This is a genomic window from Amycolatopsis sp. lyj-112 (genome assembly GCF_046549055.1).
Taxonomy (GTDB): domain Bacteria; phylum Actinomycetota; class Actinomycetes; order Mycobacteriales; family Pseudonocardiaceae; genus Amycolatopsis.
In genome coordinates this window covers 256,139-282,334 of sequence record NZ_JAJPWS010000002.1, presented here as the reverse complement: position 1 = coordinate 282,334, position 26,196 = coordinate 256,139, and the positions used below count along the sequence as shown (strand labels likewise).

At 66.6% G+C, this 26,196-nt stretch carries 18 protein-coding genes and 1 pseudogene; 12 read left to right on the top strand and 7 right to left on the bottom strand.

Annotated elements, in window-relative coordinates; genetic code table 11:
- Nucleotides 1-3: 3 nt before the first annotated feature.
- Nucleotides 4-1,233: an MFS transporter gene (locus tag ACLJRL_RS08105; protein WP_410655447.1), complete on the top strand. Its 1,230-nt coding sequence runs from the start codon at nt 4-6 to the stop codon at nt 1,231-1,233.
- Here ACLJRL_RS08105 and ACLJRL_RS08100 read toward each other — a convergent pair.
- Together ACLJRL_RS08100 and ACLJRL_RS08095 are read right to left on the bottom strand one after the other, a co-directional pair.
- The gene (locus ACLJRL_RS08100; protein ID WP_410655446.1) at nt 1,206-2,561 is read right to left on the bottom strand and encodes an NtaA/DmoA family FMN-dependent monooxygenase; all 1,356 of its coding nucleotides are present in this window, start codon (nt 2,559-2,561) and stop codon (nt 1,206-1,208) included. The two genes, ACLJRL_RS08105 and ACLJRL_RS08100, sit on opposite strands and share 28 nt — an antisense overlap.
- On the bottom strand, nt 2,554-3,702 hold the full coding sequence (locus ACLJRL_RS08095) for an acyl-CoA dehydrogenase family protein (protein WP_410655445.1): 1,149 nt from the start codon (nt 3,700-3,702) through the stop codon (nt 2,554-2,556). Before ACLJRL_RS08095 ends, ACLJRL_RS08100 begins: the two co-directional genes overlap by 8 nt.
- Before the next feature lie 818 nt (nt 3,703-4,520).
- On the opposite strand from ACLJRL_RS08095, the gene ACLJRL_RS08090 reads away from it, so the two are divergent.
- The 5 genes and pseudogenes from ACLJRL_RS08090 to ACLJRL_RS08070 all read left to right on the top strand — a co-directional run bounded on the left by ACLJRL_RS08090 (nt 4,521) and on the right by ACLJRL_RS08070 (nt 9,801).
- Entirely contained in the window at nt 4,521-5,717 is a 1,197-nt protein-coding gene (locus ACLJRL_RS08090) for an acyl-CoA dehydrogenase family protein (protein ID WP_410655444.1), read from the top strand.
- 65 nt (nt 5,718-5,782) lie between these two features.
- The gene (locus tag ACLJRL_RS08085) at nt 5,783-6,901 is read left to right on the top strand and encodes a zinc-dependent alcohol dehydrogenase (protein ID WP_410655443.1); all 1,119 of its coding nucleotides are present in this window, start codon (nt 5,783-5,785) and stop codon (nt 6,899-6,901) included.
- A 72-nt stretch (nt 6,902-6,973) separates the two neighbouring features.
- Nucleotides 6,974-8,406 (top strand): annotated as a pseudogene (locus ACLJRL_RS08080) (trehalose-6-phosphate synthase).
- A gap of 25 nt (nt 8,407-8,431) precedes the next feature.
- Nucleotides 8,432-8,911, top strand: a complete 480-nt coding sequence (locus ACLJRL_RS08075) for a flavin reductase family protein (protein ID WP_410655442.1) — start codon at nt 8,432-8,434, stop codon at nt 8,909-8,911.
- Entirely contained in the window at nt 8,908-9,801 is an 894-nt protein-coding gene (locus tag ACLJRL_RS08070) for a Gfo/Idh/MocA family protein (RefSeq protein ID WP_410655441.1), read from the top strand. The genes ACLJRL_RS08075 and ACLJRL_RS08070 overlap by 4 nt, the downstream gene beginning before the upstream one ends.
- 49 nt (nt 9,802-9,850) lie before the next feature.
- Here ACLJRL_RS08070 and ACLJRL_RS08065 read toward each other — a convergent pair whose 3' ends face one another.
- The gene (locus tag ACLJRL_RS08065) at nt 9,851-11,326 is read right to left on the bottom strand and encodes an MFS transporter (protein ID WP_410655440.1); all 1,476 of its coding nucleotides are present in this window, start codon (nt 11,324-11,326) and stop codon (nt 9,851-9,853) included.
- A 171-nt stretch (nt 11,327-11,497) separates the two neighbouring features.
- On the opposite strand from ACLJRL_RS08065, the gene ACLJRL_RS08060 reads away from it, so the two are divergent.
- Entirely contained in the window at nt 11,498-11,800 is a 303-nt protein-coding gene (locus tag ACLJRL_RS08060) for an ArsR/SmtB family transcription factor (RefSeq protein WP_410655439.1), read from the top strand.
- Between the two features lie 93 nt (nt 11,801-11,893).
- On the opposite strand, the gene ACLJRL_RS08055 is transcribed toward ACLJRL_RS08060, so the two are convergent.
- Complete coding sequence (locus tag ACLJRL_RS08055; protein ID WP_410655438.1) at nt 11,894-12,409, bottom strand: TetR/AcrR family transcriptional regulator; 516 nt, start codon at nt 12,407-12,409, stop codon at nt 11,894-11,896.
- 54 nt (nt 12,410-12,463) lie between these two features.
- Between ACLJRL_RS08055 and ACLJRL_RS08050 the strand changes: the two genes are divergently transcribed.
- Both ACLJRL_RS08050 and ACLJRL_RS08045 read left to right on the top strand, forming a co-directional pair.
- Entirely contained in the window at nt 12,464-12,808 is a 345-nt protein-coding gene (locus ACLJRL_RS08050; protein ID WP_410655437.1) for a VOC family protein, read from the top strand.
- A gap of 68 nt (nt 12,809-12,876) precedes the next feature.
- Nucleotides 12,877-14,028 (top strand): DegT/DnrJ/EryC1/StrS family aminotransferase, encoded by a 1,152-nt coding sequence (locus ACLJRL_RS08045; protein ID WP_410655436.1) that lies wholly within the window; start codon nt 12,877-12,879, stop codon nt 14,026-14,028.
- Between the two features lie 139 nt (nt 14,029-14,167).
- On the opposite strand, the gene ACLJRL_RS08040 is transcribed toward ACLJRL_RS08045, so the two are convergent.
- Nucleotides 14,168-15,766 (bottom strand): methyltransferase domain-containing protein, encoded by a 1,599-nt coding sequence (locus ACLJRL_RS08040; RefSeq protein ID WP_410655435.1) that lies wholly within the window; start codon nt 15,764-15,766, stop codon nt 14,168-14,170.
- Between the two features lie 65 nt (nt 15,767-15,831).
- Nucleotides 15,832-19,242, bottom strand: coding sequence for an amino acid adenylation domain-containing protein (locus tag ACLJRL_RS08035; protein WP_410655434.1), 3,411 nt, complete (start codon nt 19,240-19,242; stop codon nt 15,832-15,834).
- Nucleotides 19,243-19,709: 467 nt separating this feature from the next.
- Between ACLJRL_RS08035 and ACLJRL_RS08030 the strand changes: the two genes are divergently transcribed.
- Together ACLJRL_RS08030 and ACLJRL_RS08025 are read left to right on the top strand one after the other, a co-directional pair.
- Entirely contained in the window at nt 19,710-21,329 is a 1,620-nt protein-coding gene (locus ACLJRL_RS08030) for an MFS transporter (protein ID WP_410655433.1), read from the top strand.
- 170 nt (nt 21,330-21,499) lie between these two features.
- On the top strand, nt 21,500-22,072 hold the full coding sequence (locus ACLJRL_RS08025) for a YceI family protein (protein WP_410655432.1): 573 nt from the start codon (nt 21,500-21,502) through the stop codon (nt 22,070-22,072).
- An 80-nt stretch (nt 22,073-22,152) separates the two neighbouring features.
- On the opposite strand, the gene ACLJRL_RS08020 is transcribed toward ACLJRL_RS08025, so the two are convergent.
- The gene (locus ACLJRL_RS08020) at nt 22,153-24,333 is read right to left on the bottom strand and encodes a molybdopterin-dependent oxidoreductase (protein ID WP_410655431.1); all 2,181 of its coding nucleotides are present in this window, start codon (nt 24,331-24,333) and stop codon (nt 22,153-22,155) included.
- Between the two features lie 306 nt (nt 24,334-24,639).
- Here ACLJRL_RS08020 and ACLJRL_RS08015 point away from each other — a divergent pair, with 306 nt between their 5' ends.
- A complete protein-coding gene (locus tag ACLJRL_RS08015; protein ID WP_410655430.1) occupies nt 24,640-26,109 on the top strand; it encodes a multicopper oxidase family protein in 1,470 nt (489 codons plus the stop codon).
- The last annotated feature ends 87 nt before the right edge of the window (nt 26,110-26,196 follow it).

Genomic DNA, 26,196 nt, shown 5'->3' with positions numbered 1-26,196 from the left:
GCGATGGCGGGGGCAAGGGGAGCCGAGCGCGTCAGGCTTCCGCGCGGGGGAGAGTTCCAGGCGCTGTGGCTCGGTGAAGCCATCAGCGTCGTCGGCGACCAGTTGGCGAAGGTCGCGGTCGCGATGTCGGTGTTCGACCGGACGGGTTCGGCGGCATGGACCGGCGCGGCGTACGCGGCGACGTTCCTGGCGCCACTGGTGGCAGGGCCACCACTGGCAGGACTGGCCGACCGGTTCGCGCGCAAGCCGCTGATGGTGACCTGCCTGCTGCTGCAGATGTTGTGCGTCTCGGTGATCGCGATTCCCTGGCTTCCGCTGGGGGGCGTCGTGGCGGGTGTGATCTTGGTGGCCGCTTTCCAGGTCCCGTACAAGGGAGCTCAGGGCGCGACCGTGCGTGTGCTACTGGCTGGCCGCCCGGACGGCAACGATCTGACCAAAGCGGGGCGAGCCCGCCTGACGCTGGTACGGGAACTCGGTCAGATCGCTGGCCTCGGGGGTGCGGCCGCCGTCGTGCTGGCCATCGGTTCCGGTGCGGCGCTCGCGGTCGACGCGGTCACGTTCCTGCTGGCCGCGATCCTGACTCAGACCGGATTGCGCGCTCGTCCGGCGCCGATGCGTCAGGGCGGCGAACTACGCCATCGGCCGATGGCCGAACTGCGACGGCAGTTGCGCGCTGACCCCCGGCTGCGCCGGATGTTCCTGTTGTTGGCGCTCATCGGGCTCACCGCAGCTCCCGACGCGGTCATGGTGCCTCTGGTCGCCGACATCGGTGCACCGGAATGGGTGGTCGGGCCGCTGTTGGCGGCTGACGCCGTCGGCGTCGCGCTGACCGCTGCCTGGCTCGAGCGGCAATCGGACGGCAAAGCAACCCGGCTGATCGTTCCTTTGGCCGTGCTGAGTATGGCGCCATTGGCCACTGTCGCGATCCTGCCGGCCCATCCCGCGGTGCTGGCGATCCTGCTGGTGATCTCCGGGATCGGCGGCGCTTACATCATTCCCGCGATCGGCGAGGCGACTCAGCGCGTCGACGACTCCATCGCCGGAACAACCGGCGGCCTGATCAGTACCGTCCTGCGGGCAAGCCAGGGCATCGGTGCGCTCGCGGCTGGGGCTCTCGCGCAAGGGTTCTCGCCCATCACGGCAGTGGCGATCACGGGCGGCGTCGGAATGGTGCTCACCGGAGCCTTCGGAATTCATTGGAGCCGTTACCCGTCACAGCGTCGAGCAGGGTGATCATCCGGTAGCCGCGGGCCGGCTCCGAAGAATTTGTCCCGCAATGTGCCGTCGGTGTACTCGCGTTGCATGAGCCCGTGTTGCTGCAGCACCGGGCAGACGTGGTCGACGAACTGGGTGAAACTGGTCGGCAGGACGACGTACTGCAGGTTGATACCGTCGACTCCCGCTTCCTGCCATGCCGCGACGTCGGCCGCGATCTGCTCCGGGGTGCCGGGGAACCTCCGGTTGCCGATCCTCAGGATCAGCTCTCCCAGCGTCTGGTCGTCCCGGTCTCCGGCATCGAGCAGAGCCCGCAATTCCTTGGGCAGGTTCGGCCGCCGCCGGAGCTCGCCGATGGGCGTCGCCGGGTCGTCTTCGGCGAAATCGCGATCGAGGAACACCGACATCCGGGCGAGGTTGCCCTCGATCGTCTGTCGTTCCAAGAGTTCGGTGTCTCGGCGGCGGGCCTCAGCCTCGGTACTCCCGACGACGTAAGTGCGTGGCACGAAAACCTTGATCGAGCCGGGATCTCGTCCTGCCGTACGCGCCGCATCACGGAAGCCGGCGACCAGCGACGCCGCGTTTCCCGGATCCTGCGAACCGATGAAGACCGCTTCGGCGTGTCGTCCGGCAAATTTCTGGCCCACCGCGGACTGTCCCGCCTGGAACAGCAGCGGCGTCCGCTGCGGCGAGGGCTCGCACAGATGCGGCCCGTCCACTGCGTAGTAGGGGCCGCGGTGCTTGATCTCGTGAACTTTCGCGGGGTCGGCGAACTGGCGCGTGACCCGGTTCTTCACGACGGCGTCGTCGTCCCAGCTCCACTCCCACAGTTTGCACGCGGCCCGCAGATAGTCCTGGGCTCGTTCGTAGAGCTCGTCATGGTCGGGAAGGCCGCCGTAGCCAAGATTCCGGCCGGCGCCGGGCAGGAACGAGTTCACCACGTTCCAGGCGACGCGCCCGCCGGACAGATGATCCAATGTGGACATTCGTCGTGCGAAGGCGTACGGCGGCTCTTGCAGAATGTTCTGGGTATAGGCGAAGCCCAGGTGCTCGGTGTGGTAGGCCAGCAAGGGGATCAGCGTGGAGAAGTCGAGCGTGGGGAATTGCATCCCCTCGTGGACCGTGGCGTCGCGTGATCCCTGATATCGCTCGTAAGGAGCGATCACGTCGGCGTTGAACAGGGCGTCGAACCGTCCGCGCTCGAGTAGCCGTGCGAGATCGATCCACATCTGCGGATCGGTGTATTCCAGCTGGCGGCTGTCCGGTTCCGCCCACAGCCCTTGGGCGTGGTGCGACACCGCCGCCATGGAGAAGGCGTTGAACAGCATTCGCGGGCGGTCAGTCACCGTGGCGGTCCTTCGCGGCGGTCATCAGTCCGGTGCCGAGAATGCCTTGGCAGACCTCGGCGGAGTAGGCCATCAAATGACCGGCCTGGGCGTCCCGGAACAGGCGTTCGATCGTGGTTCCCCGCAGGTAGGCGTGTCCGCCGCCGGCGTGCAGAGCCAGTCGCGCCGCATCCTCGGCGATGGCGTTGGTCAGCAGCTTCGCCCGCACGGTGGCGGCGAGGAACTCAGGTGAGCATTGGTCGGCGAGCCATTCCATATGCCGTGCGTACATCGTGGCGGCTTCGAGGCGGGTGTGGACGTCGGCCACCTCGCGTTGCAGCCAGTCCTGGTCGGCCAAGACCGTTTCCCCCGGTGGGATCCGGCGTCCAGCGGCGTAGGCCATCACTTCCCGCAGCAGAGCCTGGGCGACGCCGAGGCTGAGGCTCGAGATGCCCGCGGCGATATGATTCGGCCGGTCTCCCACGGAGGGCGGGCAACGTCGCTCGGCGCACAGTGGCGTTCGGGTGAATTCGAGCAGTTGACTGTCGCTGGCGCGAAGGCCCATCGCATCCCAGTTTCCGACGAACCCGATCGTGTCGTCCTTGGCGACTCCGAAGAAGGTGGGGACGTCGTCCACCAGTGCGTTGACCAGGAAGTGATCCGCGATCGTGGCACCGGAGGCGAAGCGCTTGGCCCCGGTCAGGACGTGTCCGCCGTCGGCGGCGGGTTCGGCGTGCTGCATCGGTACGAGGAACCGGTTGCCACCGCTGGGTTCGGACAGGGCGTTCGCGAACCTGGCGCCCGCGATCAGCTGATCCGCGTAGAACCGGGAGGCCTCCGGCCGAGACAGGTTCACCAGGCCGACCGACGCGCCGATGTGCATGACCCAGATGCACGCGGTCGAGGGACACGCCCCGCTGAGCAGACGGACGATCTCACCGAACGCCCGGTATCCCAGGCCTTCGCCGCCGGCCTCACGGGGGAGCAGAGCGGCATCGAGTCCACTGCCGTGCAGCTCGGTCAGATTCTGCAGCGGAACCTTCGCGCTCGCGTCGTGTTCGGCCGCGCGTTGGGCGAACTTCTCCGCCAGCTCGGCCGCGACCCGCACCCACTGCCGTTCGTTCGGCGGCGCCTCCAACGGGTGTGGGACGTCGTCGGTCATTTTTCACTCCTTCGAACCAGCGAATGCGCCTTGAGCATCGGCGTTCCTGGTCGCGGGCCAGGAACGCCGACGTGTCGCGGGTCTAGGACTCGCGGTAGCCCAGAAGGAAGGTTTCACGGTCACCAAGCAAGTATCTGGTCATGCTATTCGCCTCCACAGCAGAGCTGGACATGGCAGAGCTTAATTGAGGGACTTGCTGCATTCAGGTCTCACGGTCGCCGCGCATTGCTCACCTCCTGCTGTTTCAATGGGGTCTGCGTGAAGGGAATCCGTTGTGTGCAAGAAGAACCCCCGGTCCACCCGCCCCAGTCCAATCCGGCCGTGGACATACGTGGCCGGATGTCGCGAGCGTAATGCAGATCATCCTGCGGTGTCTCCCCGCAAATGGTTGATCTCGTGCAGAGCCTGTTCGGGCCTGCCGCATCGAACGCAGGACGCTGGTCCTAGACGAGGTCGGCACTTGGCTACCCCTGAGTAGTTATCCTCCAAGGATTCCGGCCGTCCTATGAGGTGCCGGTTCCGTCGGCCGGCTTGGCGACGACGACCACTGGCTGACCTCGGTCGGGTTGGACGAGCTGAAGAGGCTCGGATGCCCGAAAAGCCGCCCCTCCGACCGGGAATGTTGCGCCGTAGGGCGGATTCCGTGCCGCCGTTCGGTCTAATCGATCTTCCCTGTGCGTTAGATCACTCCCGGATGTTCGCAGGGCACTTGCTCGCGTGGCGGTGCCCGCGTAATCATTGCTTCGATAGTTCGTGGAACCTAAGACTATCGAAGCCTCGTTGGGGCGTGGCTTCACTGGGGAGTGGGGGAATTTTCAATGGTTGAAGCTGTGCCGCGTCTGCTCGATCGAGTGCCGACTACTGCCGAAAGCCAGGAATGGTTGGCGAAGGTCGAGAAGATCGCGCCTGTTATCGAGCAATTCAGAAATGACAACGAAGATCAGCGCGTGACGTCGGTCGATACTTTGAACGCCGTGCGCGAAGTCGGCCTCCATAGGATGTGGGTCTCTCGGGAATTCGGTGGCGGACAGGTCGGTATCGCGACCGGTTCGGCCGTGATTCAGGCACTGGCGCGTCTCGACGCGTCGGTGGCGTGGCAGGTCGGTGTCCAAGGTGCGATCGGCCGGCTCTCCGACTACCTTCCGGACGAGACGTCTCGGGAACTCTTTGCGGACAGCGATAAACTGGTTGTCGGAGGGGTCAATCCGTCCGGGGTCGCCGAGGCCGTCGAGGGCGGTTTCCGGCTCAGCGGGAAGTGGTCTTTCGCCAGTGGTTCGGCGCACGCCGACTGGCTGGTGTGTGCGGCCCGTGTCACCGACGATGGTCAGCCGCGTCAAGGGGAATCCGGACCGGCGATCCGGATGTTGTTCCTTCCGCGGTCGAGCGTCACGTTCGTCGATGACTGGCATACGCTCGGATTGCGGGCGACCGGTAGTGTCAGCTACACGGTCGATGACGTTTTCGTCGGCGACGACCACACCGTCGACGGTGTGGCCATGCACGCGGCACCGCTGCCGCGTCACTCCCGTGCTTATGGGATCAGTTACTACGATTTCGGTCCCTTCACTTCTTCGTCCACCGCGTTGGGAATCGCCCAAGACGCGTTGCGCACGTTCAAGGACGTCGCGCTGCGCAAGACGCCGACGGGCGGGTCGAGCACCCTCGCCGGAAGCCATGTGGTCCAGGACAGGCTGGCACGTATGGAGATGTCGGTGCACAGCAGCCGCATTCTCCTGGCGCACGCGGCCGAACAGGCGACCGAGCATGGTGCGGACGGCGGCGACGAGCTGACGTCGCTGATCCGGTTGACGGTGGCGACGGTCGCCGAAAACGCGTGTCAGGTGGTCGACGCCGCCCATCAGTTCGCGGGCACGGGTTCGTTGTACACGACCAGCAGGCTCGAGCGGTGCCTTCGGGACGTGCGCTCGGCGGTCAAGCACATCACGCTGTCGCATTCGCATTTCGAGATGGTGGGCCAGTATCTGCTGACCGGAAAACTGCTCATGCGTCGCTGACGTACGTCTTGGGGAAGACGTACGCGTTCAGGCTGTTCACTTGTACTTTTCTGAGGGGATCAATGATGACCACATCTGTGTCCAAGACGAAGAACCGTTCGGAAATTCCACTTCCGGCCACCATGAAGGCGTTTCACCTGACCGCGCCGAGGAAGACGGAACTGGCGACGGTGCCCGTGCCGGCCACCCCCGAGGATGGTCTGCTCCTGAAGACGCGGTGCGTCTCGATCTGCTCGACGGACATTTCGGTGTTCGAGGGGCACCTGTTCCCGCCGCAGTACCCGGTTGTTCTCGGTCACGAATACCTCGGGGAGGTCGTCGAGATCGGCTCGAACTTCGACCACGACAGCGTGGGCCTGGAGGTCGGGGACCGGGTCGTCTACTGGGGACAGACCGACTTCGAGGGCCTCGCCGAGTATCGCTCGGTCCGGCCGATCTTCTCCGGGCAGGTCAAGCGCGATGTCTTCTGGACCGACCGGAACTTCCTCGACGACCGCCGGGCCGCGGCGGTGAAGATCCCGAGCGAGATGAGTGACCTGGAGTGCTCGTTCATCGAGCCCACCACGGGTGCGTTACGTTCCATCCTCAGCAACCCGCCCCATATCGGGGACAAGATCCTGGTCCTCGGGACCGGACCCATCGGGGTCATCGCCGGGCGCATCATGAAGAGGCTTTTTGCTCCCAATTCGGTGGTCTCGGTCGATCTGAACCCGAACCGGAACGAGTTCGCCGAGCAGAACTTCTCCGACCAGGCGTATCTTCCGGACGAATTGAACGCCACGATCAACGAGGGCACCTTCGACTACGTTTTCGACACGCTGCCCACCATCAAGAACGTCGACGAAGAACACGATCCGCGCCGGATGGCGATGCGCAAGCTCAAGCCGCGGGGGCGCTATGTGCTGTACGGCGCGTCTCAGGAGATGCAGAAGTTCGACACGTGGTTGATGCTCGCCAAGGGCATCAACATCATGTCCGCACCGTTCGATGTGTCCAGTTTTCCGATGCACCACAGCGCCAACGTCATCTACTCGGCGATGCAGATTCTCATGAGCGGTGTCGTCGACGGCTCGCGCCTGTTGTCCTCGGTCTGCAGGTTCGACGACTACGACCGGTTGGTGTCGATTTTCGAGAACTACCGCAGCACCACCGATCTGAAGACCATTGTGGACTTCCGGGCGTAAGCCGTGGGAGGGGGACAACGGCGTCCCCCGCCTGCCGGGCTGGTTCTTGGTCGCTCTCACCAGGAGAGGTTCATGACCGATCGTTCGGAATTCGTGGTCGTCGCCAATCGCCTGCCAGCGAGCGTGCACCGCACTGGTACCGGGGCCGAGGTCTGGCGACGCAGTCCCGGAGGCCTGGTCAACACGCTGGAACCGTTGCTGCGTAAGCGGCACGGTGCCTGGGTCGGCTGGCCGGGCGTCGCGGGCACCGTATCGCCGCCGGTGTCCGATGGCGGGATCCGGCTGGCGCCCGTGCCGCTCGACGAACACGCCGTCTCCTCGTATTACGAGGGGTTCTCCAACTCCACGTTGTGGCCGTTGTACCACGATGTCGTGATGCCGCCCGCGTATCACCGCACTTGGTGGGACAGCTACGTGGAGGTCAACCAGTGCTTCGCCGAGGCCGCCGCGAAGGTCAGCGCACCTGGTGCCACCGTGTGGATCCACGACTATCAACTGCAGCTCGTTCCGGCGATGCTACGGGCCCTGCGCCCCGACGTCCGGATCGGATTCTTTCTGCACATACCGTTTCCTCCCGTCGAGCTGTTCATGCGGCTGCCTTGGCGGACCGAGATCATGCACGGTCTGCTGGGCGCCGACCTGATCGGTTTCCAGCGACCGGGCGGAGCCCAGAACTTCCTTTGGCTCAGCAAGATCTTGATAGGTGCGGCGCAGGCACCGAGGCAGATCGGCGCGGGCCCGCTGGGGGAGTGATCGACGTCGGCGGCCGGTCGGTGTCGGTCGGCTCGTTCCCGATTTCCGTCGATGTGGACGCGTGGGACTCGCTGGCCAGGGATCCAGCGGTGCAGGACCGCGCCGAGCAGATCCGGGCCACGCTGGGAAATCCTCGGAAGGTCCTGTTGGGGGTGGACCGTCTTGACTACACCAAGGGAATCGACGCTCGTCTCAACGCACTGGGAGAGTTGCTCCGCGAAGGTCGTCTCAACGCGCGCGACGCTGTCATGGTGCAGATCGCCACACCCAGCCGCGAGCGGGTCGAGCACTATCGCCGGATGCGACGTGAGGTGGAGCGCGAGGTGGGGAGGCTCAACGGCGAATTCGGTGCGGTGGGGCATCCGGCCGTGCATTACCTGCACTCCTCGATCGACCAGCGCGAGCTGGCGGCGTTCTATCGCGCCGCGGACGTGGCGGTGGTGACCCCGCTGCGGGACGGCATGAACCTGGTGTGCAAGGAATACGTCGCGGGCCGCCACGACCTGACCGGCGCGTTGGTGCTGAGCGAATTCGCCGGTGCGGCAGGGGAACTCACGGACGCGCTCCTGGTCAATCCCTACCACGTGGAAGAGCTCAAAAACGCGATCATGGAAGCCGTGACCATGCCGGCAGCTGACGCGCGGAGCCGGATGTGGCGGTTGCGAGACCACGTACTCGACCACGACATCGACCGTTGGGCGTCATCGTTTCTCGACGAACTCGCGACCGAGAGAATCAAGATCGCGTCGTGACCATCGAACAGCAACTGGGGGAGAAATGCCTGTTCTCGCGGAAGATTTCGCCCGCGCCATGACCCGCGTCCCAGGCCCGGTCACGGTGGTGACCACAACGGACGCGTCGGGGCGGCGCTGGGGATTCACCGGAACCTCGTTCAGTTCCCTGTCCCTGGACCCGCCGCTGGTGCTGGTGTGCCTGGGAAAGAAGGCCAGCACACATGCGGCGTTCACCACTTCGCCGAGATTCTTGATCAATGTGCTCGGCCGGTCCCAAGAAGACGTGGCGTCGCGCTTCGCGACCTCGGGTGTGGACCGCTTCAGCGCCGGCGACGCGGTGCCCGTCGAGCACGGACTGCCCGGGATGCCGCAAGCGGTCGCCCGGTTGTCGTGCTCCACTCATTCCATTCAGGACGGTGGGGATCACAGCATCCTCATCGGACTCGTCGACGCCGTGCACGTGGGTGATGGCGACCCCTTGGTGTACTGCGACCGGTCGTTCACCCGGCCGGAGCCGCGGTGACCGCGGTGCGGGTCGCGATCCTCGGGACCGCGCACCCGCACCTGGCGGACCATCGGAACGCGATCCGGCGCGATCCCCGCGCCGCCCTGGCCGCCGTCTTCGAGCCGGCCGCGTCCGACCTCGACGATGTGCTCACGCGCGCCGACGTCGTCATCATCGACTCGACGACCGCGGATCATCCGCGGTTGTTGCGTGCGGCGATCGGCGCCGGGAAACCCGTGCTGGTCGAGAAACCTCTTGCCGCGACAGTCGAAGCCACGGACGCGCTCATGTCGGTGATCGACGGGGCCGCCGCTCCCGTGACCACGGCCATGTTCCTCCGGTGTGCGCCCGCGTTGCGCGAGCTGCGCACCCTTCTCGCGGAGGACCGGTTCGGAGCGGTGACGTCGGTGCATGCCCGTTTCTCTCACCCGGGGCTGCTCGACGGATGGTTCCGCGGGCAGGCCTCGTGGATGCTGGACCCCCGCCAGAGCGGCGTCGGCGGCTTCGCTGACCTCGGGATCCATTTGCTGGATCTGTTGCTGTGGCTTCGACCTGGTGCTGAGCTTCGCGTTGTGGCCGCCAGCCAGGATCGGGCCGCGGGAGTGGCCCTTCTGGACTGGGGTGGTGTGCCGGTGACGCTCCACAGTGGATGGAGATCGCGTCCTGGCGGCTTGCATGTCCACGTCGACGGCGCCCACGGATCGTGCACGGTGAGCGGCGGGCGGCTCGAGATCAGCACCGGTACCGGGCGGCAGGTCGAGTCGTACCCGCCGCCCGACGCGGCCGCGGTCGTCTCCGCCTGGCTGGACCGGCTCCAGGGCATCGCGGCGTGGGAACCACCCACCACCGCCGACATCGTTAGGTGCGCGCGGCTTCTCCACACGATCGACGCGGTCGCGGGTGGCTGAGCGAATGTGGGGCCGCGGCGGCCCGGGACCGCCGCGACCCCCGAAGCGGCTACGGGACTCGTGCGGTCGCAGGCTCGCTCTCGCCGGTCTTCAAGCCGTCCCTGGGGGTGGACGGCTCGGAGGCCTTGGGGTGGACGAGAGTGATCAGCAATCCCAGCAGCATTCCCGCGGCCGCGAGCAGGACGGCGATGAAGCCACCGTCGGCCGAGGCGATCCGCGCTTCCTCACCGGACAGACCGCCGACTCCGGCGTTGGCGATGGCGATCAAGATGGCCAGGCCGATCGCGTAGCCCAGGTTCAGCGTCGTGGTGGCCATACCGTTGGCGACGCCCTGTTCTTCCGGTGCCACACCGGAAGACGCGGCGATGAACATCGCGGTCCACACGAGCCCTTGGCCCACACCGGACACGATCAGGCCGGGTACCGCGACCAGGTAGGAACTCTCGACGTCGAACCCGATGGCCAGCGCCGCGGTGCCGACGATGCCGATACCGAAGCCGATCCACAACGTCGGACGGACCCCCAGCCGGGTCGCGATCCGCCCACCGAGCTGGGTACCGGTCGCGATGGCCAGCGACGGGACCAGGAACGCCAGTCCGGTTTCCAGTGCGGAGAACCGGTGGACACCCTGGAAGAGCGTCGTCAGGAAGTACGGCAGCGCGCCGAAGGTCCCCATATAGATGAAGGTGACCGAGATACCCACTACGAGACTGCGGTTGTTGAACAGCCGCAGCGGCATCAGCGGGTCCGAACTGCGCGCCTCGATGACGGCGAAGGCGATCAGCAAGGCGACCGCCAGAACGGCCGAAATGATGATGCCGGGGGAACTCCAGCCGTCCTCGGGGCCCTGTACCAGGACATACACCAGCAGCGTCGCGCCCACGGTCACCGTCAGCGCGCCGGGGAAGTCGAACTTGCGGGATTCCGTCCGGCGCTCGTCGCGCGGAATGAAGTACAGCGCGGCGAGGGCCACGATCGCCGCGAGCGGGACGTTGACATAGAAGACGGCGGGCCAGCCGAACCCTTCGGTGAGCAGACCACCCAGCAGCGCTCCGACGGTGAGACCGCTCGCCCCGGCGCCACCCCAGACGGCGAGTGCCTTGTTCCGGCGAGGACCCTCTTCGAAAAGCGTGTTGATCAGGGACAACGTGGACGGCAGCAGCAGCGCGCCGCCGATGCCCTGGACCGCGCGGGCGACGATGATCATCTCCGGGTTGGTGGCCAGACCACCCGCGAGCGAAGACAGCGCATAGAGCGTCAACGCGATCACGAAGACCCGGCGGCGCCCGAACAGATCCGCTGCCCGGCCACCGAACAGCAGGAAACCCCCCGCGAAGACGGCATAGGCCCCGACGACCCACTGCAGGGTCTGACCGGAAAAGCCCAGGTCCGCGCCGATCTCGGGGAGCGCGACGAACACGATGTTGAGGTCGAGGGAAAAGATCAGCTGAGCCAGCGCGAGCAGCGCCAGGGTCCAGCCGAGCGAACGGTGGCCCGACGCTACGGACGTAGGTGGTGACGACATGGCACGCGACTCCAAGTTCAGGTCGACAGACGTACGACTGTACGAAACTTAACGTACTATCGGCCAAAGAGGAACCTGGACGCGTGATCGGTTCGTGAGTTGACGTACTGTAGTCGAGTGGCGACCGTACGATAGTGCGCGTTCGTCCGCACAATCGTCTACACTTTCGGCATGATCGCCCAGCACCCCGAACGTGACCAGATTCGACTGGAGAACGTCCTCGCCGCGCTGGGCAACCCCATCCGCCTCAACATCATTCGCATCCTCGCCCAGCGCGGCGAGCAAGCCTGCGGAACCGTCGGCGCGGATCTCGACGCCACGATGTCGAAATCGACCCTGACCCATCACTGGCGGGTACTCAGGGACTCCGGCGTGATCTGGCAACGCCCGGCGGGACGGGAAAACTTGCTCTCGCTTCGCACTGAAGACCTCGATGAGCGCTACCCGGGCCTGCTGGCCTCGATCCTCGGCTGACGGTCCGTGAAGGCCTCCTTGAGGGACTCAGAGTCCCTCAAGGAGGCCTTCACGGACCGATTCGCGGAGGGTGCGGAAGAGTTGCAGGCGCGCTTAGCTGTTGGGGTCGAGGACGTACACGAGGGAAGCTCGGGCCGCGGCGGAGGTGGCGCCGCCGGCGACGGTCAGGAGCGAGGCTCGCCAGGTCGCGGCCAGTATCTCCGCGGCGGGTGCCTTGTGTTTCGTCAGCAGCGGACGCAGCACGGTGGCGACCGGGTCTTCGCGTTCCACGGGTGGCTGCTCGCCCAGGATCCGGCACACGGTGAACCGGACGGCGGCGTCGAAGGCCACCAGGAGCGCGGCGTGCACCGCGGGGCGCCCTCGATTCCCCGCGGCCTCGGCGGCTCCTTCCATGCGTTCGACGATCCGCTTCTCCATGTCTTCGCGGACGGTCAGGTACAGGCCGAGCTTCGAGCCGAAATGGTGGTACAGCGCGCCGGTGGTGACGCTCGCTTTGCCTGCCAGGTCGACGACGTTGACGGCCTCGTAGCCGTCGAGTTCGAACTGATGGATGGCCGCCTCGATGAGCCGGGCCTTGACCGAGCCGGGGATCGGGATCCATTCGCGCATGGGGTCAGCATAACTGGTTGACGGCATCACATAATCGGTTTACGGTTTGTTCGCATGAAGCTGACATTCCTGTACCAGCCGGTAAAAGACCTCAAGGAGTCGGTCGCCTTCTATCGCGACACGCTCGGATTCGACGAGTCCTGGAGGGAGGGCGAGTCGACCGTCGCGTTCCAGCTCCCGGGTTCGGAGGTCGAGCTGATGCTCGATGTGCCGCCGGACACCGGGCCGCGATGGGGAGCCGGCGGTTTCTACGCCGTCGACAACGTGGATGCCTTCCGGCAGTCACACCCGGAACTCGACTGGCAGGGCGAGCTCGAGATGCCGGGCGGCAAGGGCGCGACCTTCCTGGACCCGGCCGGCAATCCTGTTCACCTGTTCGACCAGAGCACCACGGCATAATCGAGGAAGTCGGCCGGGTGTCCGCTGTGTCACGCTGACGCGAAACCGTTCGTGTGAAAGGACGCCCGATGATCCACATGTTCCAGCCGAGCGTCGGTGCCGAAGAGCTCGCGGCCGTGGGAGAGGTGTTCGACAGCAACTGGCTGGGGTACGGACAGCGGACAAAGGCATTCGAGAAGGAATTCGCCGAACATCTCGGCGTGCCGGCCGAGTCGGTGCTCTTCATCAATTCCGCCACGTCAGGTCTCCATCTGACGATGGAGTTGCTGGAGTGCGGGCCCGGTGACGAGGTCGTCCTGCCCTCGGTGAGTTTCGTGGCCAACGCGAATTCCATCGTCTCCAGCGGTGCCCGCCCCGTTTTCTTCGACGTCGACCCCCACACGATGAATCCTTCCGTCGCCGACATCGAGGCCGTGCTGACCCCGCGGACGAAGGCGGTGACCGTGCTGCACTACGGCGGCCATCCGGGCGACATCGTCGGTATCACCGAACTGTGCAGGGACCGCGGGATCACCTTGATCGAGGACGCCGCCTGTTCGATCGGCTCGAAGGTGGACGGCAAGGCCTGCGGATCCTTCGGTGACATCGCGGTCTGGAGTTTCGACTCGCGCAAGATCATCACCACCGGTGACGGCGGCATGATCTACGTGCGGGACCCCGAACTCGCGCGCAGGGCCCACCGCCTCGCCTACCACGGCATGGAGGATCGAGGCGCTTTCGCCACCATGTCGAAGGAACCGCACCGCTGGTGGGATCTGGACATCCATGATCTCGGACGGCGGCTGATCGGCAACGACGTCACCGCCGCCATCGGCCGCGTCCAGCTCCGCCGTCTGCCCGAGTTCATCGAGCGGCGCGGCGAGATCATCGCGATGTACGACCGGTTGCTCGCCGATACCGAGGGCATCGTGCTCCCGCCTCGGTTGCCGGACGGCCACGTCTCGACCAACTACTTCTACTGGGTGCGGCTCGACGCGGACATTCGCGATCTCGTGGCCGAGGACCTGCTGAGCCGCGGTATCTACACCACGTTCCGCTATCCGCCGCTGCACGAGGTGCCGATCTACGGTGTGGAGACCCACCTGCCGGGAACGGACGAGGCCGCGGCCACCCTGCTGCTTCTCCCGCTGCATCAAACGCTCACCGACGACGAGGTGCGCCAGGTGGCAGGGGAGCTCGTCGAAGCCGTCGGGCAGCGTACGCGCCGAAGCGCCGCCTGACACTCCAGACGGGACGTGAAGGCCTCCTTGCCTACCTTGAGGGTAGGGAAGGAGGCCTTCACTACTTCCTTTGCCTGACGCCACACGAACAGAATCGCGCCCGGCGACGATGTCGCCGGGCGCGATTCTGTTCGTGGGGTCAGGCGGCGAATTGCGGCACGGGCAGCGCCGCGTGGTCGAGCTCGCCGTCCGCCGTCAGCGGGATTTCGTCGACGATGACGACCTCGGCGGGAACCAGGTCGCCGGCGACCTGCTCGCCGACGAACCGGCGCACCTCGGCGGCCAAGAGCGACGCCTTCGGATAGTTCGCGTACCGGGACGACGGGCCCACCGGCTCCTGCGCCTCGTACACGTCGGTCAGCACGCGCTTGCCCGTGTCCGTCGCCGGAATGGCCTCAGGACCGAGGAAGACCGCGTCCATGCGGTCCGGCGTCGCCGACCAGGTCACCACGACGGTCAGGCCGAGACGCTCAGCGAGAAGGTGCAGATCTTCCGGAAGCCATCCCACGTCGGTCCGCTCGCCGCCGCCCGGCGCGGCCACGATCGGGACCGGATGCCCGCTCCGGATGCTCTGTGCCGCGGCGACTTCGGCGGCCAGGCCGCCGTGCGGGATGTCCGTGACGCGCAGGCTCGCGCCAGGCCGCCCACCCAGGATCCGCTCGAGGTGGCCGCCGAACTGCTCGAGGTCGCGAGCCGCCAGATCGGCGAACACGACGCGGGGCACGGCGGCGAGCGAGTGCGCCCGGGCCGGCGCCTTGTGCAGCACCACGTCGTAGCGGTACCTGGTCATCTCGTTGATCACGGTGGAACGCTTGAGCTGGATGTCGATCCCCGCGATATCGGGCAGTTCCTTCGCCGAAGCCAGGAAATACTCCGGGGAGAGCAGCAATTCCTGCTCGGCCGCCACCGCGCGGCGCACCCGTGTGCGCACCTTCGCCGCGTCCGCGGACGGGGTCCGCGCGAGCTGCACCGCGGTGCGGAACTCTTCGAGCAGGCTCAGGTTCCGGACGTCGCCGATGTAGAACGAGCCGCCCGGCGCCAGCACCCGCATCCCCTGCTCGATCACCCGGCGCATGTACGTGTGCCCCGGGAAGGCCTGCACCACCGAGTTGATGATCACCGTGTCGAAGTACTCATCGGGCATTCCGGTGGTATCGGTGCCTTCGGCCACCCGCAGGTGGACCCGGTCGCCCCAGGGCACATTCGCCTGCTTCACCCGGTCCCGCAGATTCGAGATGGTCACCGGCGACAAGTCCGTGCCCCGGTACTCTTCGCAGTCATCGGCCAGGTGCGACATCAGCAATCCCGAGCCGACACCGATCTCGAGCACCCGGGAAGGCTTCAGCGCCCGGATCCGGGCCACCGTGGACGCCCGCCACTGCCGCATGTCCTCGACGGGGATCTTCGTCCCGGTATAGCTGCTGTTCCAGCCGCTGAAGTCCGCTTCGAGCGCGCCGAAGTGGGTGTCGGGGACGAATTCCGTATCGGTGTACATGTCGTCGTACAACCGGCGCCATTGCGCGACCAGATCGCCGACCTTGGTGTTGTCGGCGGGCTCGGAATCATCTTGCGGCACATTGTCCGCCGGGACGACATAGCTCACCAGGCGGCGATTCCCGGCGCGGTCCTCGCGGGTGACCACCACCGCACTGTGCACCTGCGGATGCGAGGTGACGACGGCTTCGATCTCGTCGACCTGACCGGCGGACAACTGCGAAACGGATGATTTGTCTGTCATCTCTCACCAATCCATGATGCGGTGGACGCTGAATTGCGCTGTTTCCTGCGGAATTGCTCGTCCGCCTATGCGGCCGCGCGGGTGGCGAGGGCCTGCAGGTCCACCTTCGCGTTGGGGGTCAAGGGGAACGCGTCGCCGAGCGACCACAGCTCGGGCACCGACCAGGACGGCAGCGTTTCGCCGACCCAGGCCCGCAGTTCGGCGACGGACACGGACGGGTCGGTGACGATGACGCCGGCGAGCAGCCGCCGTTCGGTGCCGGTTCCGGTGCCGGTCACGACCACGTCGCGGACCTTCGGGTGCTCGTTCAGGCGCCGCGCCACCGCGGCCGGCTCGATCCGGAACCCGCTCACCTTGATCTGGTGGTCGCGCCTGCCGAGGAACGCCAGTCGCCCGCGCCCGTCCCACCGCACCAGATCCCCGGTGCGGTACAGGCGCTCACCGGTGTCCGGCGCGCGCCACCCGAACGCGCGGGCGGTCTCGTCGGGTGCGTCGAGGTAGCCGTCGGCGAGAGCGGGGCCGCCGACGCACAGTTCACCGGCCGCGCCCGGCGGAACCAGATTGCCGTCTTCGTCGAGCACGAACACCCGGGTGCCCGGGATCGGCTTGCCGATCGGCAGCGGGTCGCTCACCGCGGCCACCGAGTCCATGTGGTGGAACGTGGTGAACGCGGTGCACTCGGTCGGTCCGTACACGTTGCTGACCCGCAGCTCGGGGTATCGGTCGAGCAGTTGCCGTACCTGAGCCGACGGGACCACGTCGCCGCCGGTGAGCACCTGTCGTACGTACGCGAATCCCTCGGGCCGGTGCTCGGCCACGAGCCGGAACAGCCCGACGGTCAGGAACAGCACGCTCACCCGGCGGTCGACGAGGAACTGGGCCAGTTCGGTGGTACCGACCGGCCCGTCCGGGAAGACCTGGACGGCGGCGCCGGACAGCAGCGGCACGAACAGTTCCACCGTGGAGCCGTCGAACGCCAGCGGCGCGAGACGCAGGAGCCGCTCGCCCGGGCCGCGCCGGATGTATCCGGAGTCGCGGACCAGCCGCACGACCGCGCGATGCGACGCGATCACGCCCTTGGGCCGGCCGGTCGAGCCGGACGTGAAGGTGATGTACGCGGTCCTGTCCGGGTCGGCCGGAGCCGGTTTCGGTCCGGGGACCATCGGGTCGGCCGGTGTCCACAGTGGAACCAGCGGGCAGCCGGCCAGCTCGGCCACTTCGGGCGAGCCGATGACCAGGCGTGGGGAGACCTGCTGCAGGATCTCGGAGACGTATTCCTGCGGTGCGGCCGCGTCGACAGCGACGTACGCCGCACCACGGTGCAGAACCGCGAGCACGGCCACGACCTCGGCGACGCCGCGCGGCACGGAGAGGACGACCCGGTCACCCGGGCCGACATCGGTGAGCGCGGCCGCGTGGGTACGTACGGCGGCGAGCAGGTCGGCGTAGGTCAACGTCTCGACCGCGATCGCGTCCGGGTATCGCTCGGCCGTCTCCTGGAACGACTGCCACAGCCCGGCCTCGCAGTCGACGGCGGGCCCGTCGGACAGCGCGAGCAGCCGCTCCCGCTGACGCGGCGAGATGGCCAGCACCGACGACACCGGTGCCTCCGAGTCCGTGACGAGCCCTTCCAGTGCCGCCGTGAATCCCTCGACGATGTCGGCCGCCTCGCCGGGGCCGAACACCGCCGGCTGGTACTCCAGCCGCAGCACCGGCCGCTCGCCCCAAGCGGCAACGAAGAAGGTGGTCTCCATCATCGAGGCGCCGCAGTACCCCTCGTGCAGGGTCAGCTCCAGCTCGCCCGCCCGCACCGGCTCGCCCACGAGCTCGTCGTGTGCCTCGAACACGGCCTGGACCATCGGCAGCCCATCGGGGACGTAGTCCTCGCCGAGGTCCGGGATGATCTGCTCCAGCGGGAACTCGTCCCGTTCGGCGGCCTCGGCCCAGCCGGCGCCGGCGGCGCTCAGCAGCTCGTCGACGGTCTGGTCGTCGTCGAGCCGGCATCGGATCGGCACGATGCGCACGCACAGCCCGAGGACTTCGAGCATCTCCGCGGTCTGACGGCCGGACATGCCGACCCCGATGGCGAGGTCCTTGAGCCCGGTACGCCGCGCCACCACGACGGCCCAAGCGGTGAAGAGCACGACGGTGTGGGTCACCCCGAGCCGGCGCGCCGTCGTCATGACCTTGTCCCGCAGCTCGGAGCTGATCGAGAACGGCAGCCGTACCCCGGTGACGTCCTGGACCTCCGGTCGGACCCGGTCGACGGGCAGCTTGACGACGTCGGACAGGCCGGAGAGGTACTCGAGCACGGTGCCCTTCAGCTCGTTGAGCCTGCCGCTGTCGGTGAGCTCCTGGAACCGGGACCCGATCAGGTCCGGCGACAGACCGGGCTCGGTGGAGCCGTCGACGTACGCGCGGGCGAACAAATGCCAGAACCGGGCCAGCGCCCAGCCGTCGAGGAGCGCGTGATGCAGCACTATCGAAAGCAGGTCCGGTCCGCCGTCGACCTTGGTGTGCACGAACAGCACGGGCGGCTCGGTGAACGACGAGAGCAGGCCGGGGCTGGCCTCGCCGAGCTGGTTGTGCACGACCTCCACCGGGTTCATCCCGGGCGGCGGGCTGAGCCGCTGCTCCAGCAGCCGCGGCTCCCAGGAGTCCAGTACCCGCCTGGCGAAACCGGTGTCGGTGTTGGCGAAGAAGGTACGCAGTGCCTCGTGGTTCCGGGTCAGGTCGGCCAGCGCGGCCCGCAGCCGGTCGGGGTCGAACGGGGTGGAACTCTCGGCGGTGAACAGCACGTGCACACCGCGGCCGCCGAACAGGCCGTCGGCCATGAGCATGCCCTCTTGGCTGGGCAGCATCGGCCGGTACTCGGTGGTCGCCGACGCGCCGGTGAGCGTCGGCCGGTAGTCGGTCGCCTGAGCCATCGCCTGCGCGAGGGGTATCGACCCGCGCAGGGCACGCAGGGGCACTGAAATGCCCAGCTGGCGCTCGACCCTGGCCAGGAAATCGGCCGCACGCAACGAGGTGCCGCCCAGATCGATGAACGACTCTTCGTCAGCCTCGTCCCGGACGGTCTCGACCGAGCACCCGATCACCTCCGCAGCCAAGGCGATCCACTCTTCGCGCATCGTGTCCTCTTGACCGGGCGACACCGGCCGCGACGGCGACGTCGAGGGTGCGGTGGCCGGTGCGATCGGCCGGTATTCGGTCGCCTGGGCCATCGCCTGCGCGAGAGGTACCGGTCCGCGCAGGGCACGCAGGGGCACTGAAATGCCCAGCTGGCGCTCGACCCTGGCCAGGAAATCGGCCGCACGCAACGAGGTGCCACCCAGATCGATGAACGACTCTTCGTCAGCCTCGTCCCGGACGGTCTCGACCGAGCACCCGATCACCTCCGCAGCCAAGGCGATCCACACTTCGCGCATCGTGGCCTCCGGGCCGGGTACCGCGCGGTCGATCCCGTTCGTCGTCATCGTGTCTCCTGTCGATTCGCCTGTGGACGTCGGACGTCGGCCGTCGCGAGGCCGAATCGCGCTGCCGGGCACCTGTCGGATTTCATGCTGGTCGCCGCTGTCAGCGGTCGCATCTCCACGCTTGCGGCCGTCCCACATGCCGCACACAAGAACAGTCATGCCTCATTTCACGCGCGAGCAGGTTCTCTCCGGAAAGCGCTAAAGCGCTCGGTCGTCGACATTTACGAATTCCAGGTGCCGATTTCGTGGTGACCCATGATTCGTCGGAAGTGGCACCGAAACAGAACGAGAATCTGACGGTCGCCCTAGCGAAACTCGCCGCCGAGAGCAAGAGTGTCGCCCACTTGGGTGGGCTTTGAGCACAATGGAAGATGACGGTTCATCGAGCACCGTGCCAGCCTTCATCCCCTACGCGATTATCGCGTACTCTCACGCCCGCAGCCATGACTCGGAAAAAGGAGCAGCCGATGGATGGCAACGCCCAACTCGCCGCCGACCAGAGAGCCGGCCCGCGCAGCTGGCTGGGGCTGGCAGTGCTGGCCCTGCCCACTCTGCTGCTGTCAGTGGACATGACGGTCTTGATTCTCGCCCTGCCCAACCTGAGCGCGGATCTCGGCACCAGCAGCACCGAGCAGCTGTGGATCATCGACATCTACGGGTTCATGATCGCCGGCCTGCTGGTGACGATGGGCAGCCTCGGAGACCGCATCGGCCGGCGCAAGCTGCTGCTGATCGGCGGGGCCGCCTTCGGCCTGCTGTCCGTGCTGGTCGCCTTCTCGACGAGCCCCGAAATGCTGATCGTTTCAAGGGCTCTGCTCGGAATCGCCGGCGCGACCATCATGCCCTCGGCCTTCGCGCTCATCACGAACATGTTCCCCGACCCCAAACAGCAGGGCACCGCCATCGCGGTGTTCATCAGCTGCTTCATGGGCGGCGCCGCGCTCGGCCCCATCGTGGGTGGCGCGATGCTGACGAGCTTCTGGTGGGGTTCGGTGTTCCTGCTGAACGTCCCGGTCATGCTCCTGTTGGTGGTGACCGGGCCGATCCTGTTGCCCGAGTTCCGCGACCCGGACAGCGGCAAACTGGATCTGGTCAGCGTGGTGCTGTCGATGGCCGCCATCCTGCCGGTCATCTACGGCCTCAAGCAGCTGGCCAGCAACGGGTGGGAACTGGTGCCGGTGCTGGTGCTCGTCGCCGGGATCGTCTTCGGCGTGCTGTTCGTCCAGCGCCAACGCAATCGGCCCGACCCCTTGTTCGACCTGAAGTTGTTCAGCCGCCCAGCGTTCAGTGGCGCGATCGGGATCATGACCTTGGGTTCGGTCATGATGGCGGGGCTTTCCCTGTTCTTCACGCTGTTCCTGCAGATGGTCAAGGGGTACTCCCCCTGGGAGACCGGTCTGTGGATGGTGATTTCGGCCGTGGCGATGGTCGTCGGCAGCATGTCCGGACCGAGTATCGCGAAGACCGTGCGGCCCGCCCTCGTCCTCGCGGGTGGCCTGACGATCAGCGCGGTCGGGTTCCTCATGCTCACCACGACCAGCCCGGACTCCGGAATCGCGATCCCGATCATCGGTGTGGCCATCGTTTCGCTGGGTGCTGGCACCTTCGCGTCGCTGACCGCCGGGCTGGTGATGGGTGTCGTCCCGCCGGAGAAGGCCGGGTCCGCGGCAGGATTGTCGGAGACGGGCGGCGAACTCGGTGTCGCGCTGGGCATCGCCATCATCGGCAGCGTGGGCACTGCGGTGTACGCCGGCCTGCTGGAGGTTCCCGACGGCGTTCCCGCCGGGGCGGCGGAAACGGCAGCCGAGAACATCACCGGTGCCGTGGCCGCGGCCCAGGGGTTGCCCGCCGACATCGGAGGACAGCTGCTGGCGAACGCCCAGAGCGCCTTCACCACGGCCTTGAACTCGGTCGCCGGTGTGTCCGCGGCTATCGCCGTTCTCCTCGTGGGCGTCGCGCTGACGGTGCTGCGCAAGGTCCCGCCGACCGGTGCGGCCGAAGAGGAAGCACCGGAATCACCGGACGTCGCGGGTGAGGCTGGAGCACCGGGAACACCGGAGAAGGCCACCAGCGCCGTCGCCGAATAGGTCACCGCTACGAATTCACCCTGGCCCGGTGGTCGCGCATGACGCGCGACCACCGGGCTGTTTTCATTGGTGCCGTTGGGCTAACAGCGCACGAGTGAAGGTGATTTCAGGGGCGACCTGTGCCATCGTCGAATGTCAGGTATGCCAACAAGGACGAAAAAGGGGAACCCATGAGCGAGACCACAGCCGACCCGGTGGGCGACGCCACGATCCCGGGGTGGATCGCCGGCACCTGGACCGTCGATGCCTTCCACTCGGTTGTCGGCTTTTCCGTGCGTCATCTGATGAGCAAGGTGCGGGGCCGGTTCACCGAATTCACCGTGCAGATCGTGACGAAGGACGACCCCGCCCAGTCGTCCGTCACCGCCGCCATCGAAATGGCGTCGGTGGAGACCGGCGTCACCATGCGTGACGACCACCTGCGCTCGGCCGAAATCTTCAAGGCCGAAGAGAACCCGAACATGCGGTTCGCGTCCACCGGATTGCGGCGAGACGGCGAGAACTGGGTGCTCAGCGGCGATATCACCATCGCCGAGACCACCCGGCCGGTCGACATCGAACTCGAGTTCCTGGGCATCGACCCCACGGGCATCCAGGGCGAGACCCGCATCGGCTTCTCGGGCAAGGCCACGATCAAGCGCTCGGACTTCGGGATCAACTTCGGCCTCGCCGACGACGGCAAGATCGTCATCGGTGACAAGGTCGAGGTCTCCCTGGACATCGAAGGCTACCTCGACGCATAAAGAGCCCAAATACGCGAAGGCCTCCTTCCCTACTCTCAAAGTAGGGAAGGAGGCCTTCGCGGACTTTCGGGGTTATCGCGTCAGCCGGGTTCCGCCACGGGAGTCAAGGTGACCGCGACACCGTTGAAGACCGCGTTCCCCGAGGGGACATCGACGACTGTTTCGTCGGTGAGCGTATTGGCGTTGACCCCGGGATGTGCAGCCGCGACGGCCTGTTCGGAGCCGGCGTGGCCCCAACCGTGCGGCAGGCTCACGACGCCGGGCATGATCGTGTCCGTCGGCTCGACGGGAACGGTGAGCTCACCCGCGGCCGAAGAGACGATGACTTGGTCCCCGAGGCCGAATTCGGTCACATCGAGCGGATTGACCTGCAGGGTGCACCGGTTGCTCCCGCCGACGAGCGCGGGCACGTTGTGCGACCAGCTGTTGTTGGACCTGAGGTGCCTTCGTCCAATGAGGACGGTCTTGGGCGGCGGGTCGGCCATCCGCCGCCGCAACCGCTCGACGTCCTTGATCAGCGCGGCGGGCGCCAGTTCCACCCGGCCGGACTCGGTGGTGAGCAGTTCCTTCAACCGCGGCTCCAGCGGACCGAGGTCGATGCCGTGCGGCGCCGCTCGCAAATCCGCCAGCGAAAGGCCATAAGGACCGAGTTTGAGCAGCGCGTCCAGCAGCAGTTCGGGTCCGCTGTCACCTTCGAGGCCCGCCCGCATCTCGGCGACGTCGCGCCCCTCGAACGGCGAACCGGGCGCTTCGGTCGCCCCGCGCAGAATCTGGTCGAGGATCATGTCGTCTAGCATTTCGGGCGGAGCCTGGGCGCCGGCACCGGACGCGATCAGGATCAGCCGCGCCATGATCTCCGCCTCGGAGCGCTGATCCGGCTCCAGCGGCAGGATCTGCGGGGAGAACCTGGTGTAGTTGCGCACCATGATGATCTGCACCAGGAAGTCGTAGTGCGGCATCTGCAGCATGCGCGGCGGCGGCAGGATGACGTCGGCGTGCTTGGTCGTCTCGTTCAGATAAGGATCGACGCACACCATGAAGTCGAGCTCGCCCAAGGCCCGGTCCAGCCGGGGCCCGTTGGGTGCCGACAGCACAGGGTTGCCGGCCACCGTGACCAAGGCCCTGACCTGTCCTTCGCCCGGTGTCTCGATCTCGTCGGCCAGCGTCGCCACCGGAATCTCGCCGAGCGCCTCGGGAAGCCCGCGCACCCGGCTTCGCCAGTTCCCCTGCGTGTAGGGCTGTCCGGTACGGAAGATCTCGAGAGCGGCGGTCTTGGTGAACATCGCGCCGCCCGCGCTGTCGAAGTTGCCGGTGAGAATGTTGATCACGTCCACGAGCCACGAGCCCAGCGTGCCGAATTCGACCGTGCAGGTACCGATTCGGCCGTAGACGACGGCGGTGGGCGCGGCCGCGAGCTCACGCGCCAGGCGCTCGATCTGCTCGGCCGGGACTCCGCACACCCGCTCGACCGCGGCGGGCGTGAACTCCTCGGCGACGCTTCGCAGTTCCGCCAGACCTTCGACGTCGACGCCGATCGTGGTGAGGTTCTCGGCGAACAGCGTGTGGACGATGCCGAACAACAGGCAGACGTCGGTGCCGGGCCGGATGAACAGATGCTCGTCGGCGAGCGCGGCCGTCCTGGTCCGGCGCGGGTCGACGACGACCAGCTTCCCGCCACGGGCGCGTAAATCTTTGAGCCGCTTGGGGAAATCGGGGGCGACGCACAGGGAACCGTTGGACTCCACCGGGTTCGCGCCCAGCACCAGCAGATAGTCCGTGCGGTCGAGGTCGGGGACGGCGACCGCCATCGGGTCGCCGAACAGCATCCCGGACGAGACGTGCTTCGGCATCTGGTCGATGGTGGCGGCGGAGAACACGTTCCGGGTGCCCAGAGACTCGGTCAGCGGACGGCGATAGGCGAACCCGGCCATCGTGTGGAAGGTCGGGTTGCCGAAGTACACCGCGACCGCGTCCCGGCCATGGGCTTCGACGACCTTCTTGAAACCCTCGTCGACCAGCCGGAACGCCTCGTCCCAATCCGCGTCGCGCCACTGGCCGTTCTCACGGACTTTCGGAACGCGCAAGCGGTCCGGATCTTCGTCGAGCGCACCGAGAGTGGCGCCCTTGGGACACAGGAAACCCTGCGAGAACGGGTCCTTGTCGTCACCGCGGATGGACGAGACCAGCCCGGAATCGTCGAGCTCCAGCCGAAGACCGCAGGCGGCTTCACAAAGTGGACAAGTTCGGTGCGCTGTTCGCATGGACACTCCCCGAGTTCGCCGATCAAAGCCAGCATGTCGCGCCGCCCGGCGAAGCGGAATATCAGGAAATGCGCTTCTACCCAGTGTCTCGATTCAACCGCAAAGGGTAATGAGCACGCACTGAGATGCCCTCGGATAACACCGGTTACAGGATTTACGAGCCCTTGCGAAGTACGCAATGGCAATCAGTAAATCGCTGGCCGGTTCCGGGGGTATCTGGGGAACCGCAACCTTACCACAGATAGCGCACGCCGCGTCACCGTTCGCTTTCGCCGATTCGGCGCGCGCGAAGAATTGGGGAACTCCATGTTGAACAGACGTAAGGTATTGGCGGTCGGTGGCGGCATCCTCGGCGGAGCGCTGCTCTTACCCGCCTGCGGGACCAGGCAACCGGTGGCGATCCGCCCGGCGGGACACGCACAGGGCGCTTTGCTGACCCAGCACCATGCCACTCGCTACACCGGTGCCGGCGCGTCCGCCGGCGTCCCGTATTCGGTGGCGATGCCCGTGCCTCAGGTGCAGAACCCGGTGGAGAGCAAGGACAACATCGACTACTACCGGGTGCCCATCAAACAGGCGAACGTCGAGATCATGCCCGGTCTCACCACCACGGTGCTCGGCTTCGGCGGCCTGTTCGGCGGGCCGACCATCCGGACGAGGGTCGGCAGGCGCCTGTTCGTCACCTACCAGAACCAGTACAACAAGCCGGTCAACGTCCACCTGCACGGCGGTAACGTGCCCGCCGCCAGCGACGGCCACCCGATGGACCTGCTCCAGCCCGGCGCGTCACGGACCTACGAGTATCCGAACCGGCAGCAGGGTGCGACGTTGTGGTACCACGACCACAGCCACCACACCGAAGGCGAGCACGTCTACCGCGGCATGCACGGCTTCTATTTGATCGAGGATCCCGCGGAGGCGAAGCTCGGGCTGCCGAGCGGTGAATTCGACGTGCCGATCCTGCTCCGGGACGCCCAAATAGACGAGAAAGGCACGCTCGTCTACGGGTTTCCGGGGGATCGGAACATCATTCTCGCCAACGGAAAACCGCAACCGTATTTCCGGGTCGCTGCCCGAAAATACCGTTTTAGGATACTTAACGCCTCCAGTGAGCGGACCTTCCAGCTTCGGCTCGCCGGAGCGGAAGTGGTCCAGATCGGTTCGGACGGCGGTCTGCTGCCCGCACCGGTGACCCGGACCGCACTCGGGCTCGGGCCGGGCGAGCGGGTCGAGATCGTGGTGGACTTCGCCCGTAACAAGATCGGCGACAAGCTCGTGCTCTCCGACGAGACCGGGCCGGTGCTCAGGTTCGACGTGGCACGCCCCGTCGTCGACCGCAGCCGGGTGCCCGCCGTGCTCCGGCCGCTGCCCAAACTCCCGTCCACGAGGATCAACCGCGAGGTGTCGTTCAGTTTCGATCTGACGGGCGACCCGATCGGACTGGTGAACGGCCAGCCGTACGACCCGAACCGGAACGACTTCACGGTCAAGCGCGGCACCACGGAGATCTGGCGGATCACCAACGCCGACGCCGAGTTCGGGTTCCCGCACAACTTCCACATGCACCTCGTGCAGTTCCGGGTGCTCGACCGCGACGGCCAGCCGCCCACCCTCGACGACGCCGGCCTCAAGGACACCGTCCCGGTCCCGCCCGGCACGTCCGTGCGGGTACAGGCCACGTTCAACAGTGACTACCTGGGCCGGTACGTGTACCACTGCCACTTCCTGGAGCACTCCGGGCTCGGGATGATGGCCCAGATGGAAATCGTCGCCTAGCTTCGCTTTGGTCCGTGAAGGCCACCTTGAGGGACTCAGAGTCCCTCAAGGTGGCCTTCACGGACTTGGACCGCGGTGTGCGAAGCC